Source organism: Mesorhizobium sp. LEGMi-168a, from assembly GCF_058312955.1.
In genome coordinates this window covers 47,511-72,933 of sequence record NZ_JBZEGV010000027.1, presented here as the reverse complement: position 1 = coordinate 72,933, position 25,423 = coordinate 47,511, and the positions used below count along the sequence as shown (strand labels likewise).

General features: G+C 61.8%; 23 protein-coding genes and 1 pseudogene. 9 read left to right on the top strand and 15 right to left on the bottom strand.

All coding sequences use genetic code 11. The annotated features are described in order from the left end of the window. Positions 1-3 precede the first annotated feature (3 nt). Positions 4-435: a cupin domain-containing protein gene (locus AC4FWB_RS27180; protein ID WP_491029327.1), complete on the top strand. Its 432-nt coding sequence runs from the start codon at positions 4-6 to the stop codon at positions 433-435. Here AC4FWB_RS27180 and AC4FWB_RS27175 read toward each other — a convergent pair. From AC4FWB_RS27175 to AC4FWB_RS27165, 3 genes are all read right to left on the bottom strand, one after another. Further along, positions 432-1,103: a lysoplasmalogenase family protein gene (locus tag AC4FWB_RS27175; RefSeq protein WP_491029316.1), complete on the bottom strand. Its 672-nt coding sequence runs from the start codon at positions 1,101-1,103 to the stop codon at positions 432-434. The genes AC4FWB_RS27180 and AC4FWB_RS27175 overlap by 4 nt on opposite strands. Then, entirely contained in the window at positions 1,100-1,987 is an 888-nt protein-coding gene (yddG, locus tag AC4FWB_RS27170; RefSeq protein ID WP_491029315.1) for an aromatic amino acid exporter YddG, read from the bottom strand. The genes AC4FWB_RS27175 and yddG overlap by 4 nt, the downstream gene beginning before the upstream one ends. Positions 1,988-2,072: 85 nt before the next feature. After that, complete coding sequence (locus AC4FWB_RS27165) at positions 2,073-2,864, bottom strand: DUF3108 domain-containing protein (protein WP_491029314.1); 792 nt, start codon at positions 2,862-2,864, stop codon at positions 2,073-2,075. Positions 2,865-3,119: 255 nt separating this feature from the next. Between AC4FWB_RS27165 and rpmB the strand changes: the two genes are divergently transcribed. Then, a complete protein-coding gene (gene rpmB / locus AC4FWB_RS27160) occupies positions 3,120-3,416 on the top strand; it encodes a 50S ribosomal protein L28 (protein WP_491029313.1) in 297 nt (98 codons plus the stop codon). Positions 3,417-3,507: 91 nt separating this feature from the next. Then, positions 3,508-4,194 (top strand): queuosine precursor transporter, encoded by a 687-nt coding sequence (locus AC4FWB_RS27155; RefSeq protein ID WP_491029312.1) that lies wholly within the window; start codon positions 3,508-3,510, stop codon positions 4,192-4,194. Between the two features lie 42 nt (positions 4,195-4,236). Here the strand turns inward: AC4FWB_RS27155 and AC4FWB_RS27150 are convergent, their stop codons facing one another. Beyond that, positions 4,237-6,294: an AAA family ATPase gene (locus AC4FWB_RS27150; protein WP_491029311.1), complete on the bottom strand. Its 2,058-nt coding sequence runs from the start codon at positions 6,292-6,294 to the stop codon at positions 4,237-4,239. Positions 6,295-6,483: 189 nt separating this feature from the next. Between AC4FWB_RS27150 and AC4FWB_RS27145 the strand changes: the two genes are divergently transcribed. Beyond that, a complete protein-coding gene (locus AC4FWB_RS27145; protein WP_491029310.1) occupies positions 6,484-8,355 on the top strand; it encodes a GtrA family protein in 1,872 nt (623 codons plus the stop codon). A gap of 75 nt (positions 8,356-8,430) precedes the next feature. Here AC4FWB_RS27145 and AC4FWB_RS27140 read toward each other — a convergent pair whose 3' ends face one another. The 4 genes from AC4FWB_RS27140 to AC4FWB_RS27125 form a co-directional block, all read right to left on the bottom strand. Further along, the gene (locus tag AC4FWB_RS27140) at positions 8,431-9,453 is read right to left on the bottom strand and encodes an esterase-like activity of phytase family protein (RefSeq protein WP_491029309.1); all 1,023 of its coding nucleotides are present in this window, start codon (positions 9,451-9,453) and stop codon (positions 8,431-8,433) included. Further along, the gene (cobT, locus tag AC4FWB_RS27135) at positions 9,450-11,348 is read right to left on the bottom strand and encodes a cobaltochelatase subunit CobT (RefSeq protein ID WP_491029308.1); all 1,899 of its coding nucleotides are present in this window, start codon (positions 11,346-11,348) and stop codon (positions 9,450-9,452) included. Before cobT ends, AC4FWB_RS27140 begins: the two co-directional genes overlap by 4 nt. Positions 11,349-11,399: 51 nt before the next feature. After that, positions 11,400-12,386 carry a cobaltochelatase subunit CobS gene (gene cobS / locus AC4FWB_RS27130; RefSeq protein ID WP_491029307.1) on the bottom strand — a complete coding sequence of 329 codons (987 nt, stop codon included), beginning with the start codon at positions 12,384-12,386 and terminating at the stop codon, positions 11,400-11,402. Positions 12,387-12,509: 123 nt separating this feature from the next. Further along, entirely contained in the window at positions 12,510-13,133 is a 624-nt protein-coding gene (locus AC4FWB_RS27125; RefSeq protein WP_126097644.1) for a J domain-containing protein, read from the bottom strand. A 135-nt stretch (positions 13,134-13,268) separates the two neighbouring features. Between AC4FWB_RS27125 and AC4FWB_RS27120 the strand changes: the two genes are divergently transcribed. After that, a complete protein-coding gene (locus tag AC4FWB_RS27120) occupies positions 13,269-13,571 on the top strand; it encodes a BolA family protein (protein ID WP_491029306.1) in 303 nt (100 codons plus the stop codon). A gap of 15 nt (positions 13,572-13,586) precedes the next feature. On the opposite strand, the gene AC4FWB_RS27115 is transcribed toward AC4FWB_RS27120, so the two are convergent. The 4 genes and pseudogenes from AC4FWB_RS27115 to AC4FWB_RS27100 form a co-directional block, all read right to left on the bottom strand. Further along, the gene (locus tag AC4FWB_RS27115) at positions 13,587-14,651 is read right to left on the bottom strand and encodes an acyltransferase family protein (RefSeq protein ID WP_491029305.1); all 1,065 of its coding nucleotides are present in this window, start codon (positions 14,649-14,651) and stop codon (positions 13,587-13,589) included. Continuing rightward, positions 14,648-15,682 carry an SGNH/GDSL hydrolase family protein gene (locus AC4FWB_RS27110; RefSeq protein WP_491029304.1) on the bottom strand — a complete coding sequence of 345 codons (1,035 nt, stop codon included), beginning with the start codon at positions 15,680-15,682 and terminating at the stop codon, positions 14,648-14,650. Before AC4FWB_RS27110 ends, AC4FWB_RS27115 begins: the two co-directional genes overlap by 4 nt. A 225-nt stretch (positions 15,683-15,907) precedes the next feature. Next, positions 15,908-15,976: pseudogene (locus tag AC4FWB_RS27105) on the bottom strand (thiamine pyrophosphate-dependent enzyme); the annotation flags it as partial. A gap of 43 nt (positions 15,977-16,019) precedes the next feature. Further along, entirely contained in the window at positions 16,020-16,832 is an 813-nt protein-coding gene (locus AC4FWB_RS27100) for an alpha/beta hydrolase (RefSeq protein WP_491029303.1), read from the bottom strand. A gap of 315 nt (positions 16,833-17,147) precedes the next feature. On the opposite strand from AC4FWB_RS27100, the gene AC4FWB_RS27095 reads away from it, so the two are divergent. The 4 genes from AC4FWB_RS27095 (at position 17,148) to AC4FWB_RS27080 (ending at position 22,566) form a co-directional block, all read left to right on the top strand. Continuing rightward, complete coding sequence (locus tag AC4FWB_RS27095) at positions 17,148-17,513, top strand: hypothetical protein (RefSeq protein ID WP_491029302.1); 366 nt, start codon at positions 17,148-17,150, stop codon at positions 17,511-17,513. 208 nt (positions 17,514-17,721) lie between these two features. Next, on the top strand, positions 17,722-19,671 hold the full coding sequence (locus AC4FWB_RS27090) for a PrkA family serine protein kinase (protein WP_491029301.1): 1,950 nt from the start codon (positions 17,722-17,724) through the stop codon (positions 19,669-19,671). 19 nt (positions 19,672-19,690) lie between these two features. Then, positions 19,691-21,001 carry a YeaH/YhbH family protein gene (locus AC4FWB_RS27085; RefSeq protein WP_491029300.1) on the top strand — a complete coding sequence of 437 codons (1,311 nt, stop codon included), beginning with the start codon at positions 19,691-19,693 and terminating at the stop codon, positions 20,999-21,001. Positions 21,002-21,021: 20 nt separating this feature from the next. Beyond that, on the top strand, positions 21,022-22,566 hold the full coding sequence (locus tag AC4FWB_RS27080; protein ID WP_491029299.1) for a SpoVR family protein: 1,545 nt from the start codon (positions 21,022-21,024) through the stop codon (positions 22,564-22,566). A 168-nt stretch (positions 22,567-22,734) separates the two neighbouring features. Here the strand turns inward: AC4FWB_RS27080 and AC4FWB_RS27075 are convergent, their stop codons facing one another. Genes AC4FWB_RS27075 through AC4FWB_RS27065 form a run of 3 tightly spaced genes read right to left on the bottom strand, consistent with a single transcriptional unit; the run spans position 22,735 to position 25,351 of the window. After that, positions 22,735-23,625: an HlyC/CorC family transporter gene (locus AC4FWB_RS27075; protein ID WP_491029298.1), complete on the bottom strand. Its 891-nt coding sequence runs from the start codon at positions 23,623-23,625 to the stop codon at positions 22,735-22,737. Continuing rightward, positions 23,622-24,743: a 3-dehydroquinate synthase gene (gene aroB, locus AC4FWB_RS27070; RefSeq protein WP_491029297.1), complete on the bottom strand. Its 1,122-nt coding sequence runs from the start codon at positions 24,741-24,743 to the stop codon at positions 23,622-23,624. Before aroB ends, AC4FWB_RS27075 begins: the two co-directional genes overlap by 4 nt. Beyond that, entirely contained in the window at positions 24,740-25,351 is a 612-nt protein-coding gene (locus AC4FWB_RS27065; protein ID WP_491029296.1) for a shikimate kinase, read from the bottom strand. Before AC4FWB_RS27065 ends, aroB begins: the two co-directional genes overlap by 4 nt. Positions 25,352-25,423: the final 72 nt, after the last annotated feature.

Sequence of the window (25,423 nt, the reverse complement as noted above, 5' to 3'; positions counted from 1 at the left end):
GGCATGACCAGCGCCGCCGAAATCATCGCCACGCTCGACCTTAAGCCGCATCCCGAGGGCGGCTGGTATGCCGAGACTTTTCGCGACGGCTCGGGAGGCGCGCGCGGCCATTCGACCGCGATCTATTTCCTTTTGGAGGAAGGCCAGCTTTCGGCCTGGCATCGGGTGAAGGACGCCGCGGAGGTCTGGCACTTCTATGCAGGCGCGCCGCTGGCGCTCGCCATGCATGAGGAAGGCTCCGGCACCGTCATCGAACAGGTGCTGGGCGCAGCCCTTGCCGCGGGCGAGCGGCCGCAGATCGTCGTTCCTGCCGGCTGGTGGCAGTCGGCGCGCAGCCTCGGCGAATGGACGCTGGTCGGCTGCACGGTGGCGCCGGGCTTCGACTTCGCCGCCTTCGAGCTGGCCGAGCCGGGCTGGCAGCCGAAAACCGTTTAGCTCAAGAGAAAACCAAGTGTGATTGCCAACTGGGCCGCATAGTACAGCACCCAGACCGCGTAGCGCATCCAGACGCGGTGCGGCGAGACCGCCGCAAGCAGGAAGCGCTCCGCCGACAGCAAGCCGTCCGAGGCCACGAACAGCACTGCGCCGGCGATGACCCAGGGATAGCCCGTCGTCAGCGCCGAGATGCCCATGGCGAGGATCGCCGCGACATAGACGGCGATCGGGATACGCAGGGAGGGACCGACGCGGCGCCACAACGCGGCGAGCATCACGATGACGAACGCCGCCATCACCAGCGCCATCGCACCACGCCAGGATTCTGCGGCGAGCAGCCCGATCCCGCCGCCTGCCTCGAGGAACAGGGCGAGATAGGCGATATGCGCGGCAAGAAAGCTCGCCAGCCCGCCGAGGAAGGCCTTTTCGCCGTCCTGCGAGAGGAATGCATCGCCGACGGCGCTCAGCGCCAGCGCCGCGACGAGCAGCAGCGGACCGCCCTCCGTGAGGGCGAGCGCCGCCAGCAAGGCAACGGCCAGCGTCTTCGCGGCGGAACGGGCGAGCCGCGGCGACAGCTCGAGCGCAAGGGCATAGATCGCGGCAGCGGCGATCGAAAACAGAAGCGTCGCATTGGGGTTGGCCTCGATGCCGCCTGGAAACGGCATCATGCGCCTGCCTCGCCGGTCGCGGGCCTGCGCAGCAGGAGCGATTGCGCGGCGAGCGCCGCTCCGCCGGTGATCAGCACGCAGGCCGCGAGGATGCGCAGCGACGGCTCGGCCACGCCGGCCGCGATCAGCACCAGCGTCGACAAAAGCGGCGCGGCGTAGCTCGCGGCGCCCAGCACCTGGATGTTGCCGCGCTTGACGCCGATGTCCCAGGCATAAAAGGCGGCCCCCACCGGCATCAGGCCGAGCCCGACGACCGCCAGCCACTGGCCTGGGCCGTCGGGCAGCACGGTTTTCTCGAGCAGCAAGTGACAGACCAGCGAAAGCACAGACGTCGCCGCGCAGAACCATGTGACGATCGAGGTCGGGACCGACGGGAAGCGCCGCGACAAGAGCGAATAGGACGACCACAAAAGCGCGCAGACAGCCGCCATCGCATAGCCGAAGGCATAGCGCGCGTCGAAGGCGAGCCCGCCGCCCTTGGTGACGATGAGGAAAGTGCCGGCGAGCCCGAGCAGCGCGCCGACGACATGGTTCCACGCCAGCCGCTCGCCCGGCATCAGCGCCGATCCCAGCACGATCAAGAGCGGCCACAGATAGGCAATCAGGCTCGCCTCGACCGCCGGCGCGTTGCGCAGCGCCGTAAAATAGAAGAAGTGATAGCCGAACAGGCCGGCGATCCCGATCAGCCAGACCTGCGGCGGTACCTTCTTGCTCTTGTCGGGAGAAGGCATCACCAGCCTGGCGGTAAGCCCGACGCAGGTGCCGATGGCGAAGGTGATGGCCGACAGCAGGAATGGCGGAACCTGTCCGGAGGCGTCGGTGAGCAGCGCAAGCAGCGCCCACATGGCGACCGCCGAGAAACCGATCAGTGTTGCGCGCCCCATACCAGCCCCCGGCGGCGCGCCGGGGCGCCTCTAAATCAATTCCAGAAAGAGTGTGTAACGGTTTTCCGTCCGGAATTGCCTAAAATTACTCGACTGCTTCGAACCGTCTCGCGCTTATGGTCAGCGGACCGATCTGGGTGCCGACCGTGGCGCGGATCGGCGCATATACGCCGGATTGGCCGACCGGCGCAAATGTCACCATCATGCGGCTCTTGTTCTTGAGGAACTCCAGCGCCTTGCGGCCCCTGCGATAGCCCGCGACCGGCTCGAAGCCCATCCTGCAGGTGATGGTGTCGCCCTTGTAGCCGGGCACCGAGATCGACCCTTTCGAGGCATAGGTCAGCGACAGGTTGGCGCGCATCTCGCCGTCATAGAACTTGACGGTCCGCCCGCAGACCTTGTCCAGACTGTCGGCATGGATGACGGTCGCCGCCATCGGATCGAGCACCGACCTCAGGTCCCCGTCGCCGACCGGCACCCAGCTCTTGGGATCGCGCTTGCCGGGCTCCGGAACGACCTTCGTCGAGGCGACATCGCCCTTGGCGAAGCGTATGTCGACCACCGAGGCCTTCTTGCCGGAGGTATAGTCCGCCCGGAAGGCCTGCGGCCGCATCTGCTGGCCCGAAATCGTGCCTTGCGACGAGATCGTGCCCTTCGTGTCGTCGAACAGCTTGGCAATGCCGGCGGCGGAGACAGTGCCGTTGATGGCGTATGTGTCGCCGTCGTAACGGCTCGAAAACGTTGCCCTGGCGACCGAAAGGCCAAGGAACGACACCGTGTATTCGCCCTTGAAGGACTGCGGCGAGGTTGCGGCAAAACTTGTTGTCGGTACAGCGACGGCGAGAAGCGTTGCAAATGCATGGGATAAGCGAGGCATGGCGGGCGGCTGATCCTTGATACTGGCCGGAAACGCAATGGTTCCAGCCTGGCAATCCCTTCGCGAAGGGCTTATAGGGCGAAATCCGGCCTTTATATGGAATGTGCTCCATCGTTCGCCACGTGCCGGAGCTTGACGTGGTGGCGAAATGCAACTATGGAACGCCAACTTTTCCAAAGGCCGCCTGATCGAGACCGCGCGCCGCCTGGCGCGGGCAGAATGGTTTGGCAGGTTTAGAACTGAAGGTTAGACAAGATGTCCCGTACCTGCGAGCTCACTGCCAAGGCAGTCCAGACCGGCAATAATGTGAGCCATGCCAACAACAAGACCAAGCGCCGCTTCCTGCCGAACCTGGTCAATGTGACGCTGATTTCCGAAGTGTTGAACCAGAACGTGCGCCTGCGCATTTCGGCCAACGCGTTGCGTTCGGTCGAGCATCGCGGCGGCCTCGACGCCTTCCTGGCCAAGGCCGACGCCAGGGACCTGTCGCAGCGCGCGCGCCTGCTCAAGAAGCAGATCGCCAAGAAGCTCGCCGAGCAGCCGGCCGCTTAAAGAGCCGTTCAGGCGGGACGAACCGCCTTCCAAGGAGTGTCGTGCGGATTCGGCATGACATTCCGCTGGTTCCATTACCCAGGATAAAAAAATGAACTTCCTGACACGATACCTGCCCTTCGTGGCCGCCATGGCGCTTGTCGTCGTGGCGTCGAACATCCTTGTCCAGTTCCCGATGCAGGGGCAGATCGGCGGCCTGTCGCTGGCCGACCTGCTCACCTGGGGCGCCTTCACCTATCCCTTCTCCTTCCTGGTCACCGACCTTGCCAATCGCCGCTACGGCCCGGCCGTGGCGCGCAAGGTGGTGTTCGTCGGCTTCATGACGGCGGTGATCTGCTCGATTCTCGTTCCGCCCTTCCTGTTTCGCCACGGCCTGATCGAATTCGAGACCGCCGCCGATCGGCTGGTGCGCATCGCTGCCGCTTCCGGCGCCGCCTTCCTCACCGCGCAACTGCTCGACGTGACCGTGTTCAACCGGCTGCGCCGGCAAAGCTGGTGGCGCGCGCCGATCGTCGGCACGCTGGTCGGCTCCATCTTCGACACGGTCGTGTTCTTCGGCGTCGCCTTCTCCGCCGCCTTCGCCTTTGCCGGACCGAACGACGGCTTCGCGCTGGAGACGGCGCCGCTGATGGGCGTGCTGCCTGTCGAGACGATGCGCTGGGTATCCTGGGCGTTGGGCGATCTCTCGGTCAAGCTGATCATCGCGGTGGTGGCGCTGATCCCCTACCGGCTGCTCGCCACCCGCTGGAGCCAGCCCGCGATCGCTCAATCAATATAGTCACGTCCATTCAACTTGTGGCAGCATCCATTGCTCGGAGTTCTAATCGGGACTTGAAACCAGTTCTTCGAGCATACCCTTAATCAGAAGCCAATCTTCCGACGAATTTTCACGCATTTTTTGAGCGATGCGGAGTTTGAATGCCGATTCAGAAATTTTCATATCAGATTTCTTGTGAAGATCAGAGACAAGCTTTTTTCCATCGCATAGGTCTCGCCACTTCGCTTCCCATAAGAGACTGAGATCGGCTTTTCTCTTAGCAGCCTTCGCCAAGAACTCGGCGTTCCAATCTTCCTCAGTCACATCTGGCATAGATGTTCGCGAGGAAGACATTCTGGAAAAGAGACGAGTAGCAATGACAGCTAAATCGCCATCGGCCACATCTTCCTTCATCAACGACGAGTTTTTATATCCATAGGAAGTATATATTTCTCTCGCAGCGATTGCATCTACCTGCTGAAAAGCGATGTCCCTGAGGAGCTTGTGAACCTCTCCTTCGCTGCTCACCGGCCGTCGAGTAATCGATTCATCCTTTAAGAGTTCCGCTAAGACCTCTGAGTCGAGCATGTAGTTTTCAAGGCAACGACGCTTCCACTGCATAACTCTTACAGCATTGGAACTCTTAAGGCTTGTAATTTCCTCATCCCTATCGAAAATAAGATAGATTGGGGCAACTTTTTGGCCTTTCTTTTCCAATTCCTGCAACTTAACAACGGTTTTTTCAACTTCCCGGCGACCACCGCGATCTTTGATGTTTAACCTTCTTGACAATTCCGGATAGGACGTCTCGATGAACGAGACGTCTTCGTCACCTTCAACCAATATTACGCCTTCGTACAGAAGTGACTCACTCACGGATGTGCCTAATCTGCTCAACGCATCGGAATATTCATCTAGGGCCCTCTTCCCAATTTTGGATATCTCATTCGATGATTTCAGGTGAAGGAGGGCGCAATCGTCATTGGCGAATGCCCCGGACAATATCTCGGGAGAATGTGTACACATAATGAATTGTATCGTTCTAGGTCTCGAGTATTGCTCAATAATAAAGCTCAAAATATCTCGGCTAACCGCTGGATTGAGATGAAGCTCAGGCTCATCAAAAAGAGAAATACCTCCACTAGCAACTGACTTTGCAACAATAAGAAATGTCAATGCAATATTCTTTTCGCCGCTACTTAGGCTATCTAGCTCTATCATATTACCGGTTGCAGTTTCTTCGGTCATAACTGAAAGAAGACCCAAATCATTCACTCTTATATTACGAATAATCCTTCCTCTAAGAAGTTTTGAGAATATTGTCTCAAACTCATTTTTTACAGTATCTCCGTCCGTACCCTCGATAACCAAAGAATTTATTATGAGATTCTTCAGTCTCTGGTATTTAATTTGAGGTTGAGAGTTGTGCATCTCCAACTGCTGCTGAGCATCAGGCCCACCCAATTGGAGATTGGCCTCACCCATCGGCAAAGCGCGATCTGCGGGAAAATAGGAGAACATGGAAAGCGACGGCGGCAAACGGCGATCCAAAAAGGCGATCAGCGGCCCCGCCAAAGGATCTGCAGCCAATATTTCTCCGGTCATGCCATTCAGCGCGATACCTAAGATCACTGTAGGGTCTGTTTGGAGTCTGCCTAAAATACCTGTCAGTTCAGTCGTTGCGACACCGATGGCCTGTTGCCCCTGCGGTGATTGCATGAATTGAACAAGCATCGCGGGGTTCGAAAAATTCTGCCCAAGCCTTGAGGCTACTAGGTTTTGCACAATTTCAGAAAGAGACGACTGCAGAATATTGAGCTCGTCTCTTGTTAAGGTATAAGTGCAACGCACCTCGATAGGGATCGACGCGTCGCGAGATAAGCTGTTTAGAAATAGCCTTTGCGGGAAGTGTGGTGACGCCGCACCAAGCGAGATAAGCACTTGTTGCGCCTCATTCTGTGTCCTGGGAGCTGCTATCGCTTTAACAACACGGATTGCCTGAAGGATCGTCGTTTTGCCAACCCCATTCGGCCCGACAATAACATTCACGTGGGGACTTAGATTTGTGCTTAGTTCCGCGATTGCTCTGAAATTTTTGATGAAGAGATGACTTATAAACATTTACCCCTCTCGCGTTGGGTCTCGCTGGAGAGTGTAGCGAATTGGCTTTCTAAATCCACTAGACGTAGAAGGGTCTCATCAATTTTTTATAACTCGTTGCTATAGCCCGACCGCTATGTCATCTGGATTGCAACTAACGGGCGCCGCCCGCTGGAGCCAGCCCGCGATCGCTTGACGATCCTGGGATCGATGGCGGTCCGGTTATCCGCCTTCATCGGCTTTACGCTTTGTTACGGCCAATGGTGCAGGATCGCGAAAACGATCCAGGACCTCGCCATCAGCATGACCATCCAGGGCACCGGTTGGAAACATGACCTTCTGCTTGCGCTCTGCGCGACGCTGCTCGTGCTGGCGATCAATGCGATCTCGGGCTTCCCGACGGTCGCGGACCTTGGCACCGACAACGACAGCATGCTGAGGCTGGTCGAGATTCGCGACCTGCTGGCGGGCCAGAGCTGGTTCGATCTTCACCAATACCGGATGGGCCTGACCGGAGGCTTCGTCATGCACTGGTCGCGGCTGGTCGACACGCCGATCGCGCTGATCATCCTCGCCTTCCAGACGCTGGGCGCCGGCACCGCCGCCGCTGAAAGAGCCGCGCAGATCATCTGGCCGCTCTTCCTTTTTGGGCTCACCATGTTCGTCATCCTGCGCGCCTCGCGGCGCTTTGCCGGCACGAACGTGGCGATGCCGTCGCTGGTCCTGTCGACGGCGGCGCTGTTCTTTCTCGGTGTTTTCAACCCCGGCACGCTCGACCATCACAATGTCCAGCTCCTTTTGACGGCGGCCAGTCTCTGGCTTCTGATGGAGGCGCCTTTCTGGCGGCCCGCAGCTCTTTTGTCCGGCCTGTGCGCGGGCCTCACGCTGGCCGTCGGCATGGAGACCGCTCCTTATGTGGCCGCACTTGGCGCCTGTGCCGCCGTGCTTTTCATCCTCGATGAAAAGGAGCGCCTGACCGCGCGCGGCTTCGGCATTGGATTTGCCGCAACAGCCTTGTTGGTCCTTGTCGCCACCATACCGCCGGCGGCCTGGGGGGTAGCCCAGTGCGACGCCTTCTCGGCCTTTCAATTCGTCATCGCGGCGCTGTCCGGGCTCGGCCTGGCGGCGATAGCCGGCCTGCCCCGGCAATCGACGGCCAAGGCGCGGCTCGTGTCGATGTCAGCATTGGCCGTGGCGGTCGCGGCCGTCGCGATCCTGTTCTTCCCGCAATGCCTGGCATCGCCCTATGCCGGCATCGACGAGCGCGTTCGCACCTATTGGCTGAACGACGTCGTCGAGGCGCAGCCCTTCCTCAGCGTTGCCGTGAATCAGCCGAAGTTGATGGCGGCGCGCTATGTGACGCCGTTCATCGCGATCCTGTTGATCGGCCTTCAGTTGCGCAGCCGCCGCCTGCGTCGCGAGGAAGCCCTTGCCGCAGTGCTGCTGATTACCGCTTTCGTCGTCAGCCTCTGGCAGGTGCGCGGCTCGACCTTCTCGGTCGCCTTCGCGGTGATCCCGCTCTCGACCTGGGTCGCCGGGATTCGCCTGCAGGCGAGCGCCGCCCAGTCATGGCGCGTCTCCTCCCGCGCCGCGGCGGCATGGCTGGTGTCGCTCAACGTGACCTGGGCCGGCGTCGCGGTGGCGGCACAGTCCGTGGCCCACAAGGCGCCTGAAGGGGTCAATTCCGATGCGGATCATGCGCTGACCTGCAGCAAGGCCTCAGACTTCAGCGAGCTCGCCGCCATGCCGGCGACGACGGTGCTTGCGTCTTCCAATCTCGGCTCGGCAATCGTGATGTTTACCGGCCACAGGGCGTTGGCCGGCCCCTATCATCGCAATGTCGGCGGCAACCTCGCCATGCTCGACGCCTTCATGGGAACGCCGGACGCTGCCCACGCCATCGTCGAGCGCGAACATGTCGGGCTGGTCGCCATATGCCGCGGCAATTCGGAAGAGATGTCGCTCGCCGCCGAAGCTCCCACAGGCCTGGTCGCGCGGTTGTTGAACAGAGACGTTCCCGACTGGCTGGAATTGGACAGCGCGACGGCGAACAAGCCGGTTGAGATCTACAAAGTCCGCTAAAACAACTCCGGCAAAAATGCGTAGCGGTTTTCCCGTCCGGAAAACAATACTTGGAACGGTTCGCCGAAGCGCGGCTCAATCCTGGTGGAGAATAAACTCCAGGTAGAGGTTGCGCTGCAGGATCGAGTGGTTGTCGTCCGACACCAGCGACACCATCAGCGCGCCGTCGTCGCGGGTCCAGACGTCGAGCCCTTCCATATTGTCGATCTGGTACCCCATGTCGGCTTCCATCAGCACCGGACCGTCGGCGACCGCGTCCTTCTCGACGCTCTCGCCATAGATGCGCCGCAACCGCATCTTCACTCCGCGCGCCATCGAGAAGCTGCGTTCGAGCAGAAGCAGGTCGCCATCCGGCAGGAAGGCGCCGTCGGTGATGTCGAAATCGCCATTGCGCTTGACGGTGAAGACGCCCTTCCTCGGTCCCTCGATGATGGCGGCATAGATGTTGCCGGCCTTGTCGAGGCTCTTTTCCGAGACCACGACCAGGCCGCCCTCGTGCTGGCCATGGGGATTGGCATGCGTGACTGTCTCGAAGCCGCGGTTCTGGCGCAACTCCCGGGCCGGAACCAGATAGTCGAGCGTCTTGAAGGGCGCCTTCATATCGTCCGGGTCGATCCTGAACTGGACGACGCGCTGCTCGCGCTCGAAACCGACGGTGGCGATGCCGTCTTTGACCGCGAGGCCCTCCGCATCGACCTCCCACTTCTCTTCGATCGGCCGCCCCGAAGCGTCGACCATCTGCTGCATGCGGAAATTCGACACGCCCGAGGGACGCTTGTCGGCATCGTGCGTGATGGTGCCGAAGAACCAGAAGCCGGTGTCGGCAACGCCGATGAAATCGCTGCCGGGCTCTAGAAAGCGAAAGGCCGACAGTGCGCCGAAATCGCGCGACGGCGAGGTCATCTCCAGCCCGCCGACGAATTCCAGCGGTCCGAACAGCTTTTGGTCACGGCCGACCTGGAACTCAGTGATCGGCCGCGCCGAAACCTCGACCGCCTCGACCGGGGCGCGCGCCTCGGCGAATGCCGGCGAGCCCGACGCGAAGATCAGCGCGCAAGCGAAAACCGTCCGCCGGAATCCGCCCCGCGAGAAGTTCATCCGGTACGCCGCAGGCCACCGCGCCGCATGTCGCGCGCGCTCTCCTCGTCGAACAGCGAGGCCAATTGCTCGGTCATGGCGCCCGCCAGTTCCTCGGCGTCGACGATGGTGACGGCGCGGCGATAGTAACGGGTCACGTCGTGGCCGATGCCGATGGCCAAAAGCTCGACCGGCGAGCGCGTCTCGATGAGATCGATCACCGCGCGCAGGTGACGCTCCAGATAGTTGCCTGGGTTGACCGACAAGGTGGAATCGTCGACCGGCGCGCCGTCCGAGATCATCATCAGGATCTTGCGCTGCTCCGGCCGGCCGATCAGCCGGTTATGCGCCCAAAGCAGCGCCTCGCCGTCGATGTTCTCCTTGAGCAGGCCCTCGCGCATCATCAGCCCGAGATTGCGGCGCGCCCGCCGCCACGGATGGTCGGCGGACTTGTAGATGATGTGGCGCAGATCGTTGAGGCGGCCGGGATTGTGCGGCTTGCCGTCCTTCAGCCATTTCTCGCGCGCCTGCCCGCCTTTCCAGGCGCGCGTGGTGAAGCCGAGGATTTCGACGGAGACGCCGCAACGCTCCAGGGTGCGCGCCAAAATGTCGGCGCAGGTCGCGGCGACGGTGATCGGCCGGCCGCGCATCGAGCCCGAATTGTCGAGCACCAGCGACACCACCGTGTCGCGGAACTTGGTGTCGCGCTCCTGCTTGAAGGACAGCGGCTGCATCGGATCGATGACGACGCGCACCAGTCGCGCCGGATCGAGATACCCCTCTTCCAGGTCGAAATCCCAGGAGCGGTTCTGCTGCGCCATCAGCCGGCGCTGCAGCCGGTTGGCCAGGCGCCCGACGACGCCCGAGAGATTGGCGAGCTGCTTGTCGAGGAAGGCGCGCAGCCGGTCGAGCTCCTCTTCCTCGCAAAGGTCCTCTGCGCCGACCGTCTCGTCGAAGGCGGTGGTGAAGACCTTGTAGTCGATTTCCTTCGGCAGGTTGAGGAACGGATTGTCGTTGCGGCGCGCCTCGCCCGGCGTCTCGGCGTCGGAATCGTCCTCGTCGGAGAGGTCGTCGGATGTGGCATCCGTCGCCTCCGTCTCGGTCGAGTCTTCCTCGTCGGCGGACGCCTCGGCATCCTCCGACTGCGACTGCTCGGAGCCGGAATCGTCCTCGCCGCCCTCCTCGCTCTGTTCCTCGCCCTGCTGTTCGTTCTCCTCGTTGTCCTCGGTATCCTCGGTCTCCTGGTCGTCGCCGAGTTCCTCGGCCATTTCCATGGAGACGAGCATGTCGCGCACGATGCGGGCGAAAGCCTGCTGGTCGTCGAGCTTGGACGACAGGCCGTCGAGATCGGCGCTCGCCTTCTCCTCGACCCAGGGCCGCCACAGATCGACCAGCCGCTCGCCGCTCTTCGGCACGGCACGGCCGGTGAGCTTCTCGCGCACCATCAGCGCCACCGCCTCCTCGAGCGGCGCATCGGCCTTGTCCCTGACGTCGACGAGGTTTGCCTTGGCGTATTTGTCCTCGAGCATCGAGCCGATATTGTCGGCCACGCCCTGCATGGCGCGGCTGCCGATCGCCTCGACCCGCGCCTGTTCGACCGCGTCGTAGATGGCGCGCGCGAGCTTGCCTTCCGGCGCCAGCTTGGTGTGGATGCGCTGATCGTGGCAGGCGCGCTTCAGCGCCATGGAATCGCCGATGCCGCGGGTGATCGCGATATCGTTACGGGACGCCTTCTTCGGCAGTTCGGGCAGGCGGGCGCGGTTTCCCGCCAGCGCCGGCCGGTCCTTGGCGAAGCCGACCTCGAGGTCCTTGTCGCCGGCAACCGCGCGCATGCAGACGGTGACGGCGCGCTTGAAGCTGTCCGCTTCAGACCCGTTCTTCGGCTTGTTGCGCGTGTTGTCGCCCGGACCCGCCATTGATCATTCCCTGCGCGATTTGGCCCGAAAGGCTGAGCCTTCCGGCACGCGCTACGCCAGCACAACGTTGGCGGCGCTCTCCGGCAAATCCTCGCCAAAGGCGCGCTGGTAGAATTCGGCGACCAGCGACCGCTCCAGCTCGTCGCATTTGTTGAGGAAGGTCAGCCGGAACGCCATGCCGATGTCGCCGAAGATCTCGGCGTTCTCGGCCCAGGTGATGACGGTGCGCGGGCTCATCACCGTCGACAGGTCCCCATTGATGAAGGCCGAGCGCGTCATATCGGCGACGCGCACCATCTTGTTGACGATCTCCTTGCCCTTGCTGTCGCGGTAGTGCTTGGCCTTGGCCAGCACGATCGAGACCTCGTTGTCGTGCGGCAGGTAGTTGAGCGTGGTGACGATCGACCAGCGGTCCATCTGCGCCTGGTTGATCTGCTGCGTGCCGTGATAGAGGCCGGTGGTGTCGCCAAGGCCGACCGTGTTGGCGGTGGCGAACAGCCGGAAGGCCGGATGCGGACGGATGACCCGGCTCTGGTCGAGCAGCGTCAGGCGGCCCGACGATTCCAGCACGCGCTGGATGACGAACATCACGTCCGGGCGGCCGGCGTCGTACTCGTCAAAGCAGAGCGCCACATTGTGCTGATAGGCCCAGGGCAGGATGCCGTCGCGGAATTCGGTGATCTGCAGTCCTTCCTTGACGACGATGGCGTCCTTGCCGACGAGGTCGATGCGGCTGACATGGCTGTCGAGGTTGACGCGCACGCAGGGCCAGTTGAGGCGCGCGGCGACCTGCTCGATATGCGTCGACTTGCCGGTGCCGTGATAGCCAGACACCATGACGCGGCGGTTGTAGGCGAAGCCGGCCAGGATCGCCAATGTCGTCGCCCTGTCGAAGAGGTAGTCCGGGTCGATGTCGGGCACATGCTCGGTCGAGACCGAATAGGCGGGAACCACCATCCTGGAATCGAAGCCGAATTTCTCCCTCACCGGCACCGTCGTGTCGGGCAGGTTGGCGATGTCGCGATCGACCTTGTTCATCACTATCAACGTCTCCACGGGCGAAACGCCGCGTTTCGCCGGCAATCGATTTTGTTCGGGGGCGGTCTTAGAGCCTTTTCCAACCTTATGAAAGTTGGAAAACGACACGGACCGTAGGGCCGCTCAGCACAATCCTGCCTGCTTGAGCACGCGATAGGCCTGCAGCACATCGCGGAACCGGTCTTCCGAACCCCTGTCGCCGCCATTCGCATCGGGATGGTGGCGCTTAACGAGTTCCTTATAGCGCGCCTTGATATCCTTGCCAGTCGCCTTTGTATCAAGGCCAAGCGTTTCCAGCGCCTTGGCCTCAAGCGGCTTTGCCTTGCGCTCGCGCACCTCCCGCGTTCCGCCGCCGAACAGGTTGAAGGGGTCGCGCATGCGATTGTAGTAGCCGGCGCGCCCCGAACGCTGCTGCGCGAAATCGGGCGCCGAACGCATCCCGCCGCCATTGGCGCCCATGCGCCAGGTCGGCCGGTGGCCGGTCAGCGCCTCCTTCTGGAAGCGGGCGATCTCGCTGTCCGACACGCCCGAGAAATAGTTGAAACCCTTGTTGTATTCGCGCACATGCTCGAAGCAGAAGCGGAAATACTCGCCCTCCTTCAGGCGTCCGACCGGCGCGCGATGCGTGCCGGCCTCGCTGCAACCGTCCCATTGGCAGATCGGGGCGCGCGACTTGAGCTCCGCGTCCTTTTCCGGCCGGATGCGGATTTTCTCGAAATATTTGGGATACGGTTTCATCTCACCCATTTATGGGCTGTTCGCTGGTGCGAAACAAGAATTGACATTTCGCCGATGATCGCCCTAACCGCTGAATCGCGACTTAAAAGCGGTCGAAATTGAGATTTTGCGGCTGTGCCGCAGATGTGGTGAAGGGAGGGCCCGATGTCCATACAGTCGACGATGGAAAACAAACTGAAGGCGGCATTTTCGCCGGAAAGGCTCACCGTCATCAACGAAAGCCACCTTCACGCCGGCCATCATCATGTCGAGCACGGCCACGAGGCCACCTTCGACGGCACCGGCGAGACGCATTTCCGCGTCCGCATCGTCTCGCCGGATTTTGCCGGCATGAGCCGCATCGACCGCCACCGCGCCGTCAACCAACTGCTTGCCGACGAACTGAAGGCCGGCGTGCACGCGCTGGCGATCGAGCCGGCCGCGCCCGGCGAGAAGACGCGCTGGTAGGTGCAGCGAGCCGTATCATTGAGGCTTCGGGACAGGCGCGGCGAGCTGCGCCGGCCGTTCGATCGTAAAGTACAGCACGATCGACAGGGCAATTGAAAGCACGCAGGCGGCGCCGCCCAGCAGGACTTGCGTGGCGGTCCCCGCGTGGTCCGGCATCAGTTTGACGGCGAGTTGAAGCATGTAGGGATGCGACAGATAAAGCGAATAGGACACGTTCCCCAGCAGAACCATGAACAGGACGATTGGCGTCGGGGCCGGCGCCCATGGCAGGACGGCGGCGACCAGCAGCACCGCCGGAATGCCGTTGGCCACCAGCCAATGGATTTCAAGCAGCGGCGCACGCAACGCCATAGACGCTGCGAACATGAGGAATATCGGCAATGAGCGCCCGTGAAAGATCGCGGGACTGCGCCTGTAAAGAAGGTAAAGGCCGATGCCGAGCACGAATTCGAGCATCAAAGGATTGGTATAGAACCGCCACGGGACGTTATCCAACTTCACAAGGCTCACGGCGGCGACGAGAGCTACGATGATTGCGGCCGGCACGAGCGGGCTGCGCAGGCCGAGCGCCAGGCACGCGGCATAGATGCCGTAGAAGAACATCTCATAATTGAGCGTCCAACCCAGAAACAGGATCGGCTGCACGGCTCCATTCGCTTTTGCGAACGGGACGAAGAACAGGGACTTGATCAAGGTCTCGCCGTTGACCACGGTCGAATTCAGCAGACTGGGCTTCAGCATCGCCAGCACCGCAATGCCCGCCGTCAGCGTCCAATAGAGTGGGACGATGCGCATAAGCCGACGCCTGACGAAATACAGAGCGCCTTTTTTGGGATCGGTCGTGTAGGCGATGATGAAGCCGCTGATGACAAAGAAGACGTCGACCCCGACCGCTCCGTTTTGAAAGACGTTGGTCCGGTTGCCAAATTCGATCTGCAAACTGACGCCAAGATGAAACAGGACCACGAAAAAGGCGGCCGCAAACCGCAGCACCTGCAGGCCGAGCAGTTTAGGAGGGACGGCCTGCCCGCGTGGAGGCGCGCTGGCGTCTCGCAAGCCAGCCGTGGATGCTGCCTTCATTGGGTTTGCGTCCAGCCGAGGTCCGCCTCGATCCGGTCTTCAAGCTGATTGGCCATGCGTTGCTGGCCGGCCTCGTTGGGATGCCAGTCGCAGCCGCGCAACGACGCCCCAAGCGGTTCGGTGAAGCGGATCATCGCCGTCTTGCTGTCGCCGCCATCACGCCGCTGCCTGACCACGGCGTCCACCGCCTTGTCCGCCGCGGCGAAGTCCTTCCCCGTTAGCAATGGCCCGAACCCGGCGTAGATCATCGCATCAGGTGCATTGGCGCGCAGTTTCGCCAGCAATTCGGCATAGCTGGCGGCAAAATTGGCGGGCCGGGCACCGCCGCTGAAATCGTTCGTCCCGAGATGAACGATGATGACGTCGGTTTTGGGCAGCGTTTCGCGATCCCGCCGCGAGGGCAGAACCCGGTCGTACAAATCCGCCATTGTGCGCCCCTTGGCTCCCTGAAAGTTGCGAACGAGCCCCTTTCCCGAAGCCGCCAAGGTGACTACGTCCGCACCGTAGCGTCGCGCCGCGATCGCGGCATAGGTCAGGTACTGATTTTCCGTATCGGCGCTGAACTTGCATTGCGCGTCCTTGCCCTCGATGCCGTAACCGGCGGAAATCGAGTCGCCGATCACCAACAGGCTGCGCTTCTTCGGCTCAGGCCGCAGAAGCGTGCCATCGGTGCGCACATCCTTGAGAGTGGTGGTTCCGAAAGACGCCTCGGTACGGCGCACGAGCCGGACGGCGTGGCGATCCGCGCCCTGCGTCGCGACGAGCCGGTAGGTGTTGGAGCCCTTCTTCAGATCGATCCGGGACAGTTTGCCGTCGACGTCCAGCACCAGGCTGTTCTTGCCGCGATCGTCAAGCACGACGTCCAGCCAACTGCCCTTGAACGCGAACTCGATCGCGCTGCCGGGCCACTCGAAAACCGCCTGATCGCCGGCGTCGAGAAACCGTCCGATCAGCCGGACATTCTTCAAGGCTGGCTCGGCGCCATATGTTGGCCAGGCAGCGACCCCGATGACAAGCAACAATGCGGCCATCAGGGTTACCGACGCGTGTTTATCAACCATCTCGGGCAGGACCTTTCAGGGGGTGATGTTCAACTAGAACGCGAACGCCCGCTCCCGCCAAAGGTTGCACCGCCTCGCCCACAATTTGTCGCGGCGTGACTGGCCAATCATCAAGATGGATCGACAGGAATCCGAACCATGCCGTCAAACTTCTCGGCGGAGCTTGATCGATGCTGCCTGGGTCCGCTCAGAGCAGTTGGAAAAGACGATCGTCACCACGTCGAGCTTCTTTTCCCGCGCCTGGGTCCACAGCCCCTGCACCGTGTCCGGTCAACGACTTTGACGTGATCCAGTTTCGCCGGCGCGATCAGGCGAGCGCCGCCTTCAGGAAAACCGTGACCGCGGCGGTCAGCGCATCGCCATCCTCGCCGAGGCGGCGGTTGATCGCCATGTGCGAATAGGCGCTGCCATCGAACAGCGTGACCTTGGTGCCTCCGGTCCGCAGCCGATCCGCCAAATCACGCGCCGCGGCCGCGCGGATCGGCGCGTTCGAATAGGCGATGAAGACAGGCGGATGCTTGCCCTTGCCGATATAGGTCGCCGGCGACAGCGCACGCCACTGGCCCGGATCCGAAAAGGCTTGCGCGTAGACCGGCCGCAGCGTGCCGCCCTGCGCCTTGGCCAGGGCCTCGATGTCATAGGCTTCGGTATCGTCTAGCACCAGCCCGGCGACGCCCGGCAAGCCGCCGCGAAACCCCGTCAACGCCGCGAGATGGCAACCGGCCGAGTGGCCCATCACCACGATGCGGTCGGGATCGCCGCCATATTTGGCGATATTGGCCCGCACATAGGCATAGGCCTTCTCGACGTCGCTCGCCTGGGTGGCGACATCGGCCTTGGGCAGCATGCGGTAGTCGATAGAGACGAACAGGAAGCCGTTGGCGAGCAGGAAGCCTGGCTTGGCGTTGACATTGTTGCGGTTGCCGAGCCGCCAGGCGCCGCCATGGATGAACAAGACGACCGGATCGCCCTTGGCGCCGTCGCGTGCGTAGACGTCGAGCTTGGCCGGCCCGTAGTCGAGCGTCCGCGGCGCCGGCTGGCGCAGGCGCCAGGCTGTCTGCGCGCCCGTCGGCACCAGCGCGGCAACGGACACAAGGACAAAATGCCGCCGATCGATCATCGTCATCTCCTGACCGCCCTTCGGCCCTAACCATCTCTTGGCAAAGAGAACATGCGAGCGCGGCGGGCGTCCAGTTAAGGATTGTTCATCGACCGCATGGGGTTAGGGACCGTCAACGGTCGCCCGAATCCGCCTGCGCCCATCAAATGCGCCGGGGCGCAACTCAGCCGTCTGAGGAGACATGGAACATTTTCCATGGTCTGGCAGTTTGAGGGAAGGCCGATTCCGGAGAGAGCCCTCGTCCATCCCGGAACCGTTTGCTTGTCAGACCGGACAGCCGGTGCCCTCAGCCGGCGCCCTCGAACGGTGACCCCGATGACGAAGATGTACCGAGTTCCAGCCGCGCATAGCAACGGGCGCTCAGGCCACTTTTGGCTTTTGCGCTTGTTTCCGGCAATTGCGCTCGCGGCTTCCCTTTCGGCTCCGGCCGCCGCGCATCAGGCGCCCAAGGGCTGGCAATACGACAGCTCATGCTGCTCGGGAATGGACTGCTACCAGGCGCCCACGGCCGATGTGAAGGAAACCCAATATGGCTACCAGCTCTCCACCGGAGAGCTCATTCCCTACTCCGACAGTCGGATCAAGCGCTCGGGCGACGAGTTCTTTCACGAATGCAAGCCCGGCGGCGACGCGAATTCCCGGCATTCGTTCTGCCTCTACGTTCCCGATCACGATATGTAGGTGGAAAACCAATCAGATTCTCCTTGAAGCTCTCCCGGCCATCACCACCTAAAGATATAAGGGAGCATTCCGTCCGCATCGGGTGCTTGAGTCGTCGATGCCCGATAGCAGGCGCTCTCCTTCATGTGAAGGGAACCACAATGCTTTCCGGCAGTTGAATGTACAGTGAGCCGACTGGAAGCCAGAGCGGCTCTGAGGGCAGAATATCATGCGAGAGAACCCATCCGACGTCTTCGATCTGTTTTCGGAGATTTACGCGAACGCGGCCCAGGAAGAGATCAGCCTCCAGCAGTATCTGCTAGCCTGCCGCGAGAACAAATCCATGTATGCCTCGGCGCCTGAGCGTATGGTCGAGGCAATCGGCGAGCCGAACCTGGTCGACACGAGCAAGGACGAGCGGCTCGGGCGCATTTTCTCGAACCGCACCGTCAAGGTGTACCCCTCCTTCTCCGATTTCTACGGAATGGAGGATACGATCGAGCGCATCGCCGGCTATTTCCGCTACGCTTCGCAGGGGCTCGAGGAGCGCAAACAGATCCTCTACCTCCTCGGTCCGGTCGGCGGCGGCAAATCCTCGCTCGCCGAACGGCTGAAGAAACTCATGGAGCAGCTCCCGATCTACACGCTGAAGGTCGGCAACCAGATCAGCCCTATTTTCGAATCGCCGCTCGGCCTTTTCCATCCCGACCGGATGGGCGATTTGCTGGAAGACAAATACGGGATAGCCCGCCGACGCCTGAATGGGCTCATCTCGCCCTGGGCGGCCAAGCGGCTCGACGAACTCTCCGGTGACATTTCCAAATTCAGCGTGGTCAAGCTGTCGCCGTCGCGCCTGCGCCAGATCGCCATCGCCAAGACCGAGCCTGGCGACGAGAACAATCAGGACGTCTCGGCCCTGGTCGGCAAGGTCGACATCAGGCAATTGGAAAATTTCAGCCAGTCCGATCCGGATGCCTATTCCTACAGCGGCGGCTTGAACCGGACCACGCAGGGCCTGCTCGAATTCGTCGAAATGTTCAAGGCGCCCATCAAGGTCCTGCACCCGTTGCTGACGGCAACCCAGGAAGGCAGCTACAACGGCACCGAGAATTTCGGCGCCTTCCCCTATCAGGGCATCGTCGTTGCGCACTCCAACGAATCGGAATGGCAGCACTTCAAGAACAACAAGAACAATGAGGCTTTCCTCGACCGCATCCTCGTGGTCAAGGTTCCGTATTGCCTACGCATCACCGAAGAAAGGCAAATCTACGAGAAGCTTCTGCGCGAGAGCGATCTGGCGAACAGTCCCTGCGCGCCTGAAGTGCTGGACATTCTCAGCCGCTTCACGGTCTCGACTCGCCTTGCGGAGCACGAGAACTCCCCGCTCTACACCAAGATGCGTGCCTATGACGGCGAAAACCTCAAGGAAGTCGATCCGAAGGCCAAGTCGGTCCAGGAATATCGCGATGCCGCCGGCGTCGACGAAGGCATGACCGGCGTCAGCACGCGCTTCGCCTTCAAGATCCTGTCGCAGACATTCAACTACGATACCAAGGAAGTCGCCGCCGATCCCGTGCACCTGATGTACATCCTCGAGGAGGCGATTAAGCGTGAGCAATTCCCGAAGGAGACGGAAGCCGCCTATCTCGAATTCATCAAGTCGGAACTTGCAACCCGCTATGCCGAGTTCATCGGTCACGAGATCCAGAAGGCCTATCTGGAATCCTACAGCGAGTACGGTCAGAATCTTTTCGACCGCTACATCGCCTACGCCGATGCCTGGATCGAGGATCAGGATTACAAGGATCCCGATACCGGGCAGATCCTCAATCGCGAGGTCCTGGAAAAGGAATTGTCGCAAGTCGAGAAGCCGGCCGGCATCGCCAATCCCAAGGACTTCCGCAACGAAGTGGTCAAATTCACCTTGCGTGCCCGGGCACGCAACCATGGCCGCAACCCATCCTGGACAAGCTATGAGAAGCTTCGCGAGGTCATCGAGAAGCGCATGTTCGGCCAGGTCGAGGACCTTTTGCCGGTGATCAGTTTCGGCTCCAAGCAGGACAGCGTCACGGAAAAGCGGCACAATGAATTCGTGCAGCGCATGGTGGAGCGCGGCTATACCCAGCGGCAGGTGCGCCGGCTGGTCGACTGGTACATGCGCGTGAACAAGGCGGGTTGAGCAAAACCAGGACGGTTCCATGCCGATCTTCATCGACCGCCGCCTGAACCCGAAGGACAAAAGCCTGGGCAACCGTCAGCGCTTCCTGAGGCGCGCCCGGGAGGAGCTCAAGCGGAGCATCCGCGACCACGTCCGCACAGGCCGCATCGGCGAGCTGGACCGCGAGCACGCCGTGCCGATGCCGCGGAAGGGCACCAGCGAACCGACCTTCAGTGACGCCAAGGACAGCGGACGGCGTCAGCACATCCTGCCCGGAAACAAAACGTTCAGCCCCGGTGATCTGATCCCCAAACCTGGCGCCGGGGGCACGGGCCCTTCGGGGCCGGGGACCACGGAATCCGAAGACGACTTCCGTTTTGTGCTGTCGCGCGAGGAGGTGCTCGACCTCTTCTTCGAGGATCTCGAACTGCCCGATCTGGTCAAGCTCAGCCTGAAGCAGATACTCAGCTTCAAGCCAAGACGGGCAGGCTTCACGGCAAGCGGGGCGCCGACCAACATCAATGTCGGACGCACGATGCGAAACAGCCATGGTCGCCGCATCGCGCTCAGGCGTCCCAAGCAGGCGGAGCTGGACGCGATCGCCAAGCAGATTGCCGAGCTGGAACAGACGCCGGCAAGCCCGGCAATACCCGAACGCATCGCGGCTTTACGCCAGCAGCTTGACCGGCTCGAGCGCCGGCGCAAGCGAATTGCCTATGTCGATCCGGTCGATATCCGTTTCAATCGCTTCGACCCCCAGCCGGTGCCGAATGCAAGCGCGGTGATGTTCTGTCTGATGGACGTCTCAGGATCGATGGGAGAGCGCGAGAAGGATCTGGCCAAGCGCTTCTTCGTGCTGCTGCACCTTTTCCTGACACGACGTTACAAGCGTACCGAGATCGTCTTCATTCGCCACACCCACGAGGCCAAGGAGGTGGACGAGCATACCTTCTTCTACCACACGCAAAGCGGCGGCACCGTCGTCTCCACGGCGCTCGAGGAAATGCACCGCATCATCGAGCAGCGCTATCCGGTCGCCGAATGGAACATCTACGCCGCCCAGGCTTCCGACGGCGACAACTTCGCCACCGATTCCGAGCGCTGCATAGAACTGCTCGACCGCAAGCTCATGCGCCTCTGCCAGTATTTCGCCTATGTGGAGATCATCGACGAACGGGAAAGCCACATTTTCGGCTCGACGGAGAACGGGACATCGCTGTGGCGCGCCTACAACGCCGTCGACGGGAAATGGCCGAATTTCCAGATGAGGCGCATCGCTGCCCCGGCCGATATCTACCCGGTCTTTCGCGAGCTCTTCGCCAGGCAGCCTACCCTGCGCAAAAGCGCGTAAGGACATGGGGACATAGGCCGATGGTCAGTCAGGCGCGCAAATCCGAATTGCTATTTTCCGGGTCGGACTGGGATTTTGCAAAACTGTCGCGGGTCTATGACGAGATCGAGGCGATAGGGACCGAAGAGCTTCGCCTCGATATCTATCCGGTGCAGATGGAGGTCATTTCCTCCGAGCAGATGCTCGACGCCTATTCATCGGTCGGCATGCCGCTGATGTATCGGCATTGGTCGTTCGGCAAACGTTTCCTCTATGATGAACTGCTCTACCGCAAGGGTGCTCGCGGTTTGGCCTACGAACTGGTCATCAATTCCAATCCCTGCATCGTCTACCTGATGGAGGAGAACACGATGGCCTTGCAGGCCTTGGTGACCGCCCATGCAGCGTTGGGCCACAACCATTTCTTCAAGAACAATCATCTTTTCCGGCAATGGACGGACGCCGGGGGGATCCTGAGCTATCTGGATTTTGCCAAGAGCTACATAGCCCGGTGCGAGGAACGGCGTGGCTTGGCCGCCGTGGAGGCGATCCTCGATTCCGCCCACGCACTGATGGAGCAAGGCGTGTTCCGCTACCGCCGGCCGCCGAAGCTGTCGTCGGAGCAGCAGCGCGAAGGACTGCGCGAGCGCCTCGAATACGAGGAGCGTTCCTTCAACGATCTCTGGCGGACGTTGCCGCCCTCGCCGGGAAAGAACAAGCCGGATGCAAGGGACGAAATCCTTGCCGAGCGGAAGAAATCGCTCAATCTGCCCGAGGAGAATCTGCTCTACTTCCTCGAGAAGAACAGTCTGGTGCTTGAGCCCTGGCAGCGCGAGATCATCAGGATCGTGCGGGTCATCGCGCAATATTTTTACCCGCAGCGGCAAACCCAGGTGATGAACGAGGGCTGCGCCACCTTCGTGCACTACACGCTCATGAACATGCTTTTCGACCGTGGCCGCATCAGCGAAGGCGCCATGCTCGAGATCCTGCGCAACCATTCGAACGTGGTCTTTCAGCCAGCCTATGACGACCCGCGTTTTTCCGGCATCAATCCCTATGCGCTGGGTCTCGACATGATGCAGGACATCCAGCGCATCTCGACCGCACCGACCGCGGAGGACCGCGACTGGTTTCCCGACATCGCCGGCCGTGGCGACTGGCGCGACACCTTGCTCGATGCCTGGGCCAACCACCGTGACGAATCTTTCATCCGCCAGTATCTGAGCCCGACCCTGATCCGGAAATGGCGGCTCTTCGTGCTGGCCGACGGCGCCGACGAGCCGCACTACGAAGTTGCCTCGATCCACAATGAGCGCGGCTACAACAAGATAAGGTCCGCGCTGGCCCAAAGCTACGACGTGGGGACGAAGAGGCCCGACATCCAGGTGGTTGACGTGGACCTCCTGGGCGACCGGCATCTGCGGCTGCAGCACAATGTCAAGGACGGCATCCTGCTCGAGGACGAAAGCCGCGACGCGACCTTGCGCCATATCCGAAGGCTGTGGGGCTACGACGTCAGCCTGGCGGCTAAGGACGGCGAAACCGGCGCGATGCTCAGCGAGCGCTCGACAAAGGAACTTTGAGACGAGCACCGGAAGCGCAGGAAGCCGCCATTTGCAGGCCGGCATCACCTGAATATCGACACACCTAAAGCGCGTCGCGATCTTTCAGATTCGCTCCCTGCGCTTTAGGTTTTTGATTTTACGCATGTCTTTATCCCGAAACCGGTTCCCACTTTCGGGAGACACGCCCTAGCCTTCGTCGGCGGGCCTGATCCTCAATCTCGCGATGCGGTTCTTGTCGCGCTTCATCACGACAAAACGCTTGCCGTGAAAGGTGAAGGCCTGCTTCTCCTCGGGGATCGTCTGCGTCTCATGGATGACGAGGCCGGCGATCGTCGTGGCCTCCTCGTCCGGCAGGTCCCAGTCGAGCGCACGGTTGAGATCACGGATCGGCACCGTGCCGTCGACGACGACCGAGCCGTCGGCCTCCTGCTTGACGCCCTGCATATCGACATCGTGCTCGTCGGCGATCTCGCCGACGATCTCCTCGATGATGTCCTCCAGCGTCACCAGCCCTTCCATCTCGCCATATTCGTCGACGACGATGGCGAAATGCGCCTTGCGGCGCAGGAAGGCGTTGAGCTGGTCCTGCAAGGTGGTGGTGTCGGGCACGAACCATGGCTTCGACGCTATTTTTGTCACGTCGATCTTGGAAAAGTCGTTGCCGACCTCGTTGAGGGCCCTGAGCAGATCCTTGGCGTGCAGCACGCCGACGATGTTGTCGAGCGAGCCTTTCCAGAGCGGCATGCGGGTGTGCGGGCTTTGCAGGATCTCGCGCACCACCATTTCCGGCGGATCGTCGGCATTGACCGAGCGCATGTTGGTGCGATGGACCATCACATCCGACACTTCGAGCTCCTCGAGCTCGAAAAGCGCCCCCAGCCGATTGCGGTCCTCGCGCGCCTGCCCGTTGCGGCGGGATTCTTCGTCCCGCTCATCGGCCTCGTCATCCTCGGGACGTTGTGGCTTTATCGGCTCGAGCATGTAGCCGAAAGCGGCAAGCAGGCGCGTGCGGAACAGAAACGCCAGCACGACGATGGCGGCAACAACGGCTGCGACGATCCAGCCGGCGTCATTCATCCCGGATGGCTCGCCTTGAGGAAGGACAGCACTTCCGAAGGCGGTACGTCCTTGGCGATGAAGGCCTGGCCGACGCCGCGCGTCAGGATAAAGGTGAGCGCGCCGCGCGAGACCTTCTTGTCCTGCGTGATGAAGCCAAGCAGCGCCTCGGCATCGGGCAATTCGCCTGATATGTCGGCCATGCGCCAGGGCAATCCGACGGCGCGAAGGTGCGCTTCCACACGCTCGGCATCGTCCGGGCTCGCCAGGTTGAGGCGCGCAGAAAAACGGTGCGCCAGCGCCATGCCGATGGCGACGCCCTCGCCATGGACGAGGCGGGCGCCGTCATAATTCGTGGCGGCTTCGAGCGCATGGCCGAAAGTGTGGCCGAGATTGAGCAGCGCGCGGTCGCCGGTCTCGAACTCGTCGCGGGCCACGACATCGGCCTTGGCGCGGCAGGCCTCGGCGATGGCTTCGGTCCGCGCCTGGCCGCCGGCGAACACTTTTTGCCAGTTCTCCTCCAGCCAGGCGAAGAAGCCCGGGCGGTCGATCAGGCCGTATTTGGCAAGTTCGGCATAGCCGGCGCGGAACTCGCGTATCGGCAGCGTGTCGAGTACGCCGGTATCGGCAAGCACCAGCTTCGGCTGGTTGAAGACGCCGACCAGGTTCTTGCCGCGCGCGCTGTTGATGCCGGTCTTGCCGCCGACGGAAGAATCGACCTGCGCCAGCAGCGAGGTCGGCACCTGCACGAAGTTCATCCCGCGGCGCACGATGCCGGCGGCAAAGCCGGCAAGATCGCCGATGACGCCGCCACCGAGCGCTATCACCACGTCGCGACGTTCGAGCTTGGCGGCGAGCACGCCGTCGACCACCTCTTCGAGGTGGGCAAAGCTCTTGGTCTTCTCGCCGGCGGGCAGCGTGATGACGGCCGCCGGGATGCCACCCTTTTCCAGGCCGGCCTTCAGCGTTGCAAGATGCGCGGTGGCGACATTCTCGTCGGTGATGATGGCCGCGCGCGTGCCGGGAAGGCGGGCCGCAATTTCCGTTCCGGCGTCGGAGAGCAGGCCGGGGCCGATCAAAATGTCATAGGCACGGTCGCCGAGCCCGACCTCGACCTTCACCGCTTCGGTACGGCTCACGGCTCCACCTCGTCGCTGGGGGTGATCGCGGCGACACCAAGATGGGTGCAAAGCGCGCACACCACCTCGCCGGCAATGACTTCCTTGCGGTCGTCGCGGGTCGGAACCGTGATGTCGGCCGTGGCATAGACCGGATAGCGCTCACTCATCAGTCGCTCCAGCACGCCGCGCGGATCGGGATTCTTCAACAGCGGCCGGTTCTGCTTCTTCGAAACCCGCTCCATCAGGAGATCGAGATCGGCCTTCAGCCAGACCGAGATGCCATGACCGGCGATCGCCTCGCGCGTCTGCGCGTTCATGAAGGCGCCGCCGCCGGTCGACAGCACCTGCGGACCGTTTTCGAGCAGGCGCAGGATCACGCGCTGCTCCAGCGCCCGGAACTCGGGCTCGCCATAACGCTCGAACAGCTCCGGCACGGTCATGCGCGAAACGCTCTCGATCTCCTGGTCGCTGTCGATGAAGGGCAGCGAAAGCATCGTCGCCACCTTGCGGCCGATAGCCGTCTTGCCGGCGCCCATCAGGCCGACAAAGACGATCGAGCGGCGGCCGAGCCGCTCGAGTAGCGCGGCTCGGCCTTGGTCCGGCGGATTTGCTGGTAGCGCGTTCATGCGGAACCCTCTTTGCGCCGTATCGACATCAAAAGCCTGTTTGCGTCAAGCACGGCGCCGCAAGCGGACCGG

Excerpts from the sequence above, each read along its gene's own strand:
- yddG (WP_491029315.1), bottom strand. The coding sequence starts at position 1,987 with ATGGGGCGCGCAACACTGATCGGTTTCTCGGCGGTCGCCATGTGGGCG.
- AC4FWB_RS27100 (WP_491029303.1), bottom strand. The coding sequence starts at position 16,832 with ATGATCGATCGGCGGCATTTTGTCCTTGTGTCCGTTGCCGCGCTGGTG.
- AC4FWB_RS27085 (WP_491029300.1), top strand. The coding sequence starts at position 19,691 with ATGCCGATCTTCATCGACCGCCGCCTGAACCCGAAGGACAAAAGCCTG.
- AC4FWB_RS27175 (WP_491029316.1), bottom strand. The coding sequence starts at position 1,103 with ATGATGCCGTTTCCAGGCGGCATCGAGGCCAACCCCAATGCGACGCTT.
- AC4FWB_RS27145 (WP_491029310.1), top strand. The coding sequence starts at position 6,484 with ATGGCGGTCCGGTTATCCGCCTTCATCGGCTTTACGCTTTGTTACGGC.
- AC4FWB_RS27140 (WP_491029309.1), bottom strand. The coding sequence starts at position 9,453 with ATGAACTTCTCGCGGGGCGGATTCCGGCGGACGGTTTTCGCTTGCGCG.
- AC4FWB_RS27120 (WP_491029306.1), top strand. The coding sequence starts at position 13,269 with ATGTCCATACAGTCGACGATGGAAAACAAACTGAAGGCGGCATTTTCG.
- AC4FWB_RS27110 (WP_491029304.1), bottom strand. The coding sequence starts at position 15,682 with ATGGCCGCATTGTTGCTTGTCATCGGGGTCGCTGCCTGGCCAACATAT.
- AC4FWB_RS27115 (WP_491029305.1), bottom strand. The coding sequence starts at position 14,651 with ATGAAGGCAGCATCCACGGCTGGCTTGCGAGACGCCAGCGCGCCTCCA.
- cobS (WP_491029307.1), bottom strand. The coding sequence starts at position 12,386 with ATGAACAAGGTCGATCGCGACATCGCCAACCTGCCCGACACGACGGTG.
- AC4FWB_RS27065 (WP_491029296.1), bottom strand. The coding sequence starts at position 25,351 with ATGAACGCGCTACCAGCAAATCCGCCGGACCAAGGCCGAGCCGCGCTA.
- AC4FWB_RS27125 (WP_126097644.1), bottom strand. The coding sequence starts at position 13,133 with ATGGGTGAGATGAAACCGTATCCCAAATATTTCGAGAAAATCCGCATC.
- AC4FWB_RS27150 (WP_491029311.1), bottom strand. The coding sequence starts at position 6,294 with ATGTTTATAAGTCATCTCTTCATCAAAAATTTCAGAGCAATCGCGGAA.
- AC4FWB_RS27080 (WP_491029299.1), top strand. The coding sequence starts at position 21,022 with ATGGTCAGTCAGGCGCGCAAATCCGAATTGCTATTTTCCGGGTCGGAC.
- AC4FWB_RS27180 (WP_491029327.1), top strand. The coding sequence starts at position 4 with ATGACCAGCGCCGCCGAAATCATCGCCACGCTCGACCTTAAGCCGCAT.
- AC4FWB_RS27075 (WP_491029298.1), bottom strand. The coding sequence starts at position 23,625 with ATGAATGACGCCGGCTGGATCGTCGCAGCCGTTGTTGCCGCCATCGTC.
- AC4FWB_RS27155 (WP_491029312.1), top strand. The coding sequence starts at position 3,508 with ATGAACTTCCTGACACGATACCTGCCCTTCGTGGCCGCCATGGCGCTT.
- AC4FWB_RS27095 (WP_491029302.1), top strand. The coding sequence starts at position 17,148 with ATGACGAAGATGTACCGAGTTCCAGCCGCGCATAGCAACGGGCGCTCA.
- cobT (WP_491029308.1), bottom strand. The coding sequence starts at position 11,348 with ATGGCGGGTCCGGGCGACAACACGCGCAACAAGCCGAAGAACGGGTCT.
- rpmB (WP_491029313.1), top strand. The coding sequence starts at position 3,120 with ATGTCCCGTACCTGCGAGCTCACTGCCAAGGCAGTCCAGACCGGCAAT.
- AC4FWB_RS27090 (WP_491029301.1), top strand. The coding sequence starts at position 17,722 with ATGCGAGAGAACCCATCCGACGTCTTCGATCTGTTTTCGGAGATTTAC.
- AC4FWB_RS27165 (WP_491029314.1), bottom strand. The coding sequence starts at position 2,864 with ATGCCTCGCTTATCCCATGCATTTGCAACGCTTCTCGCCGTCGCTGTA.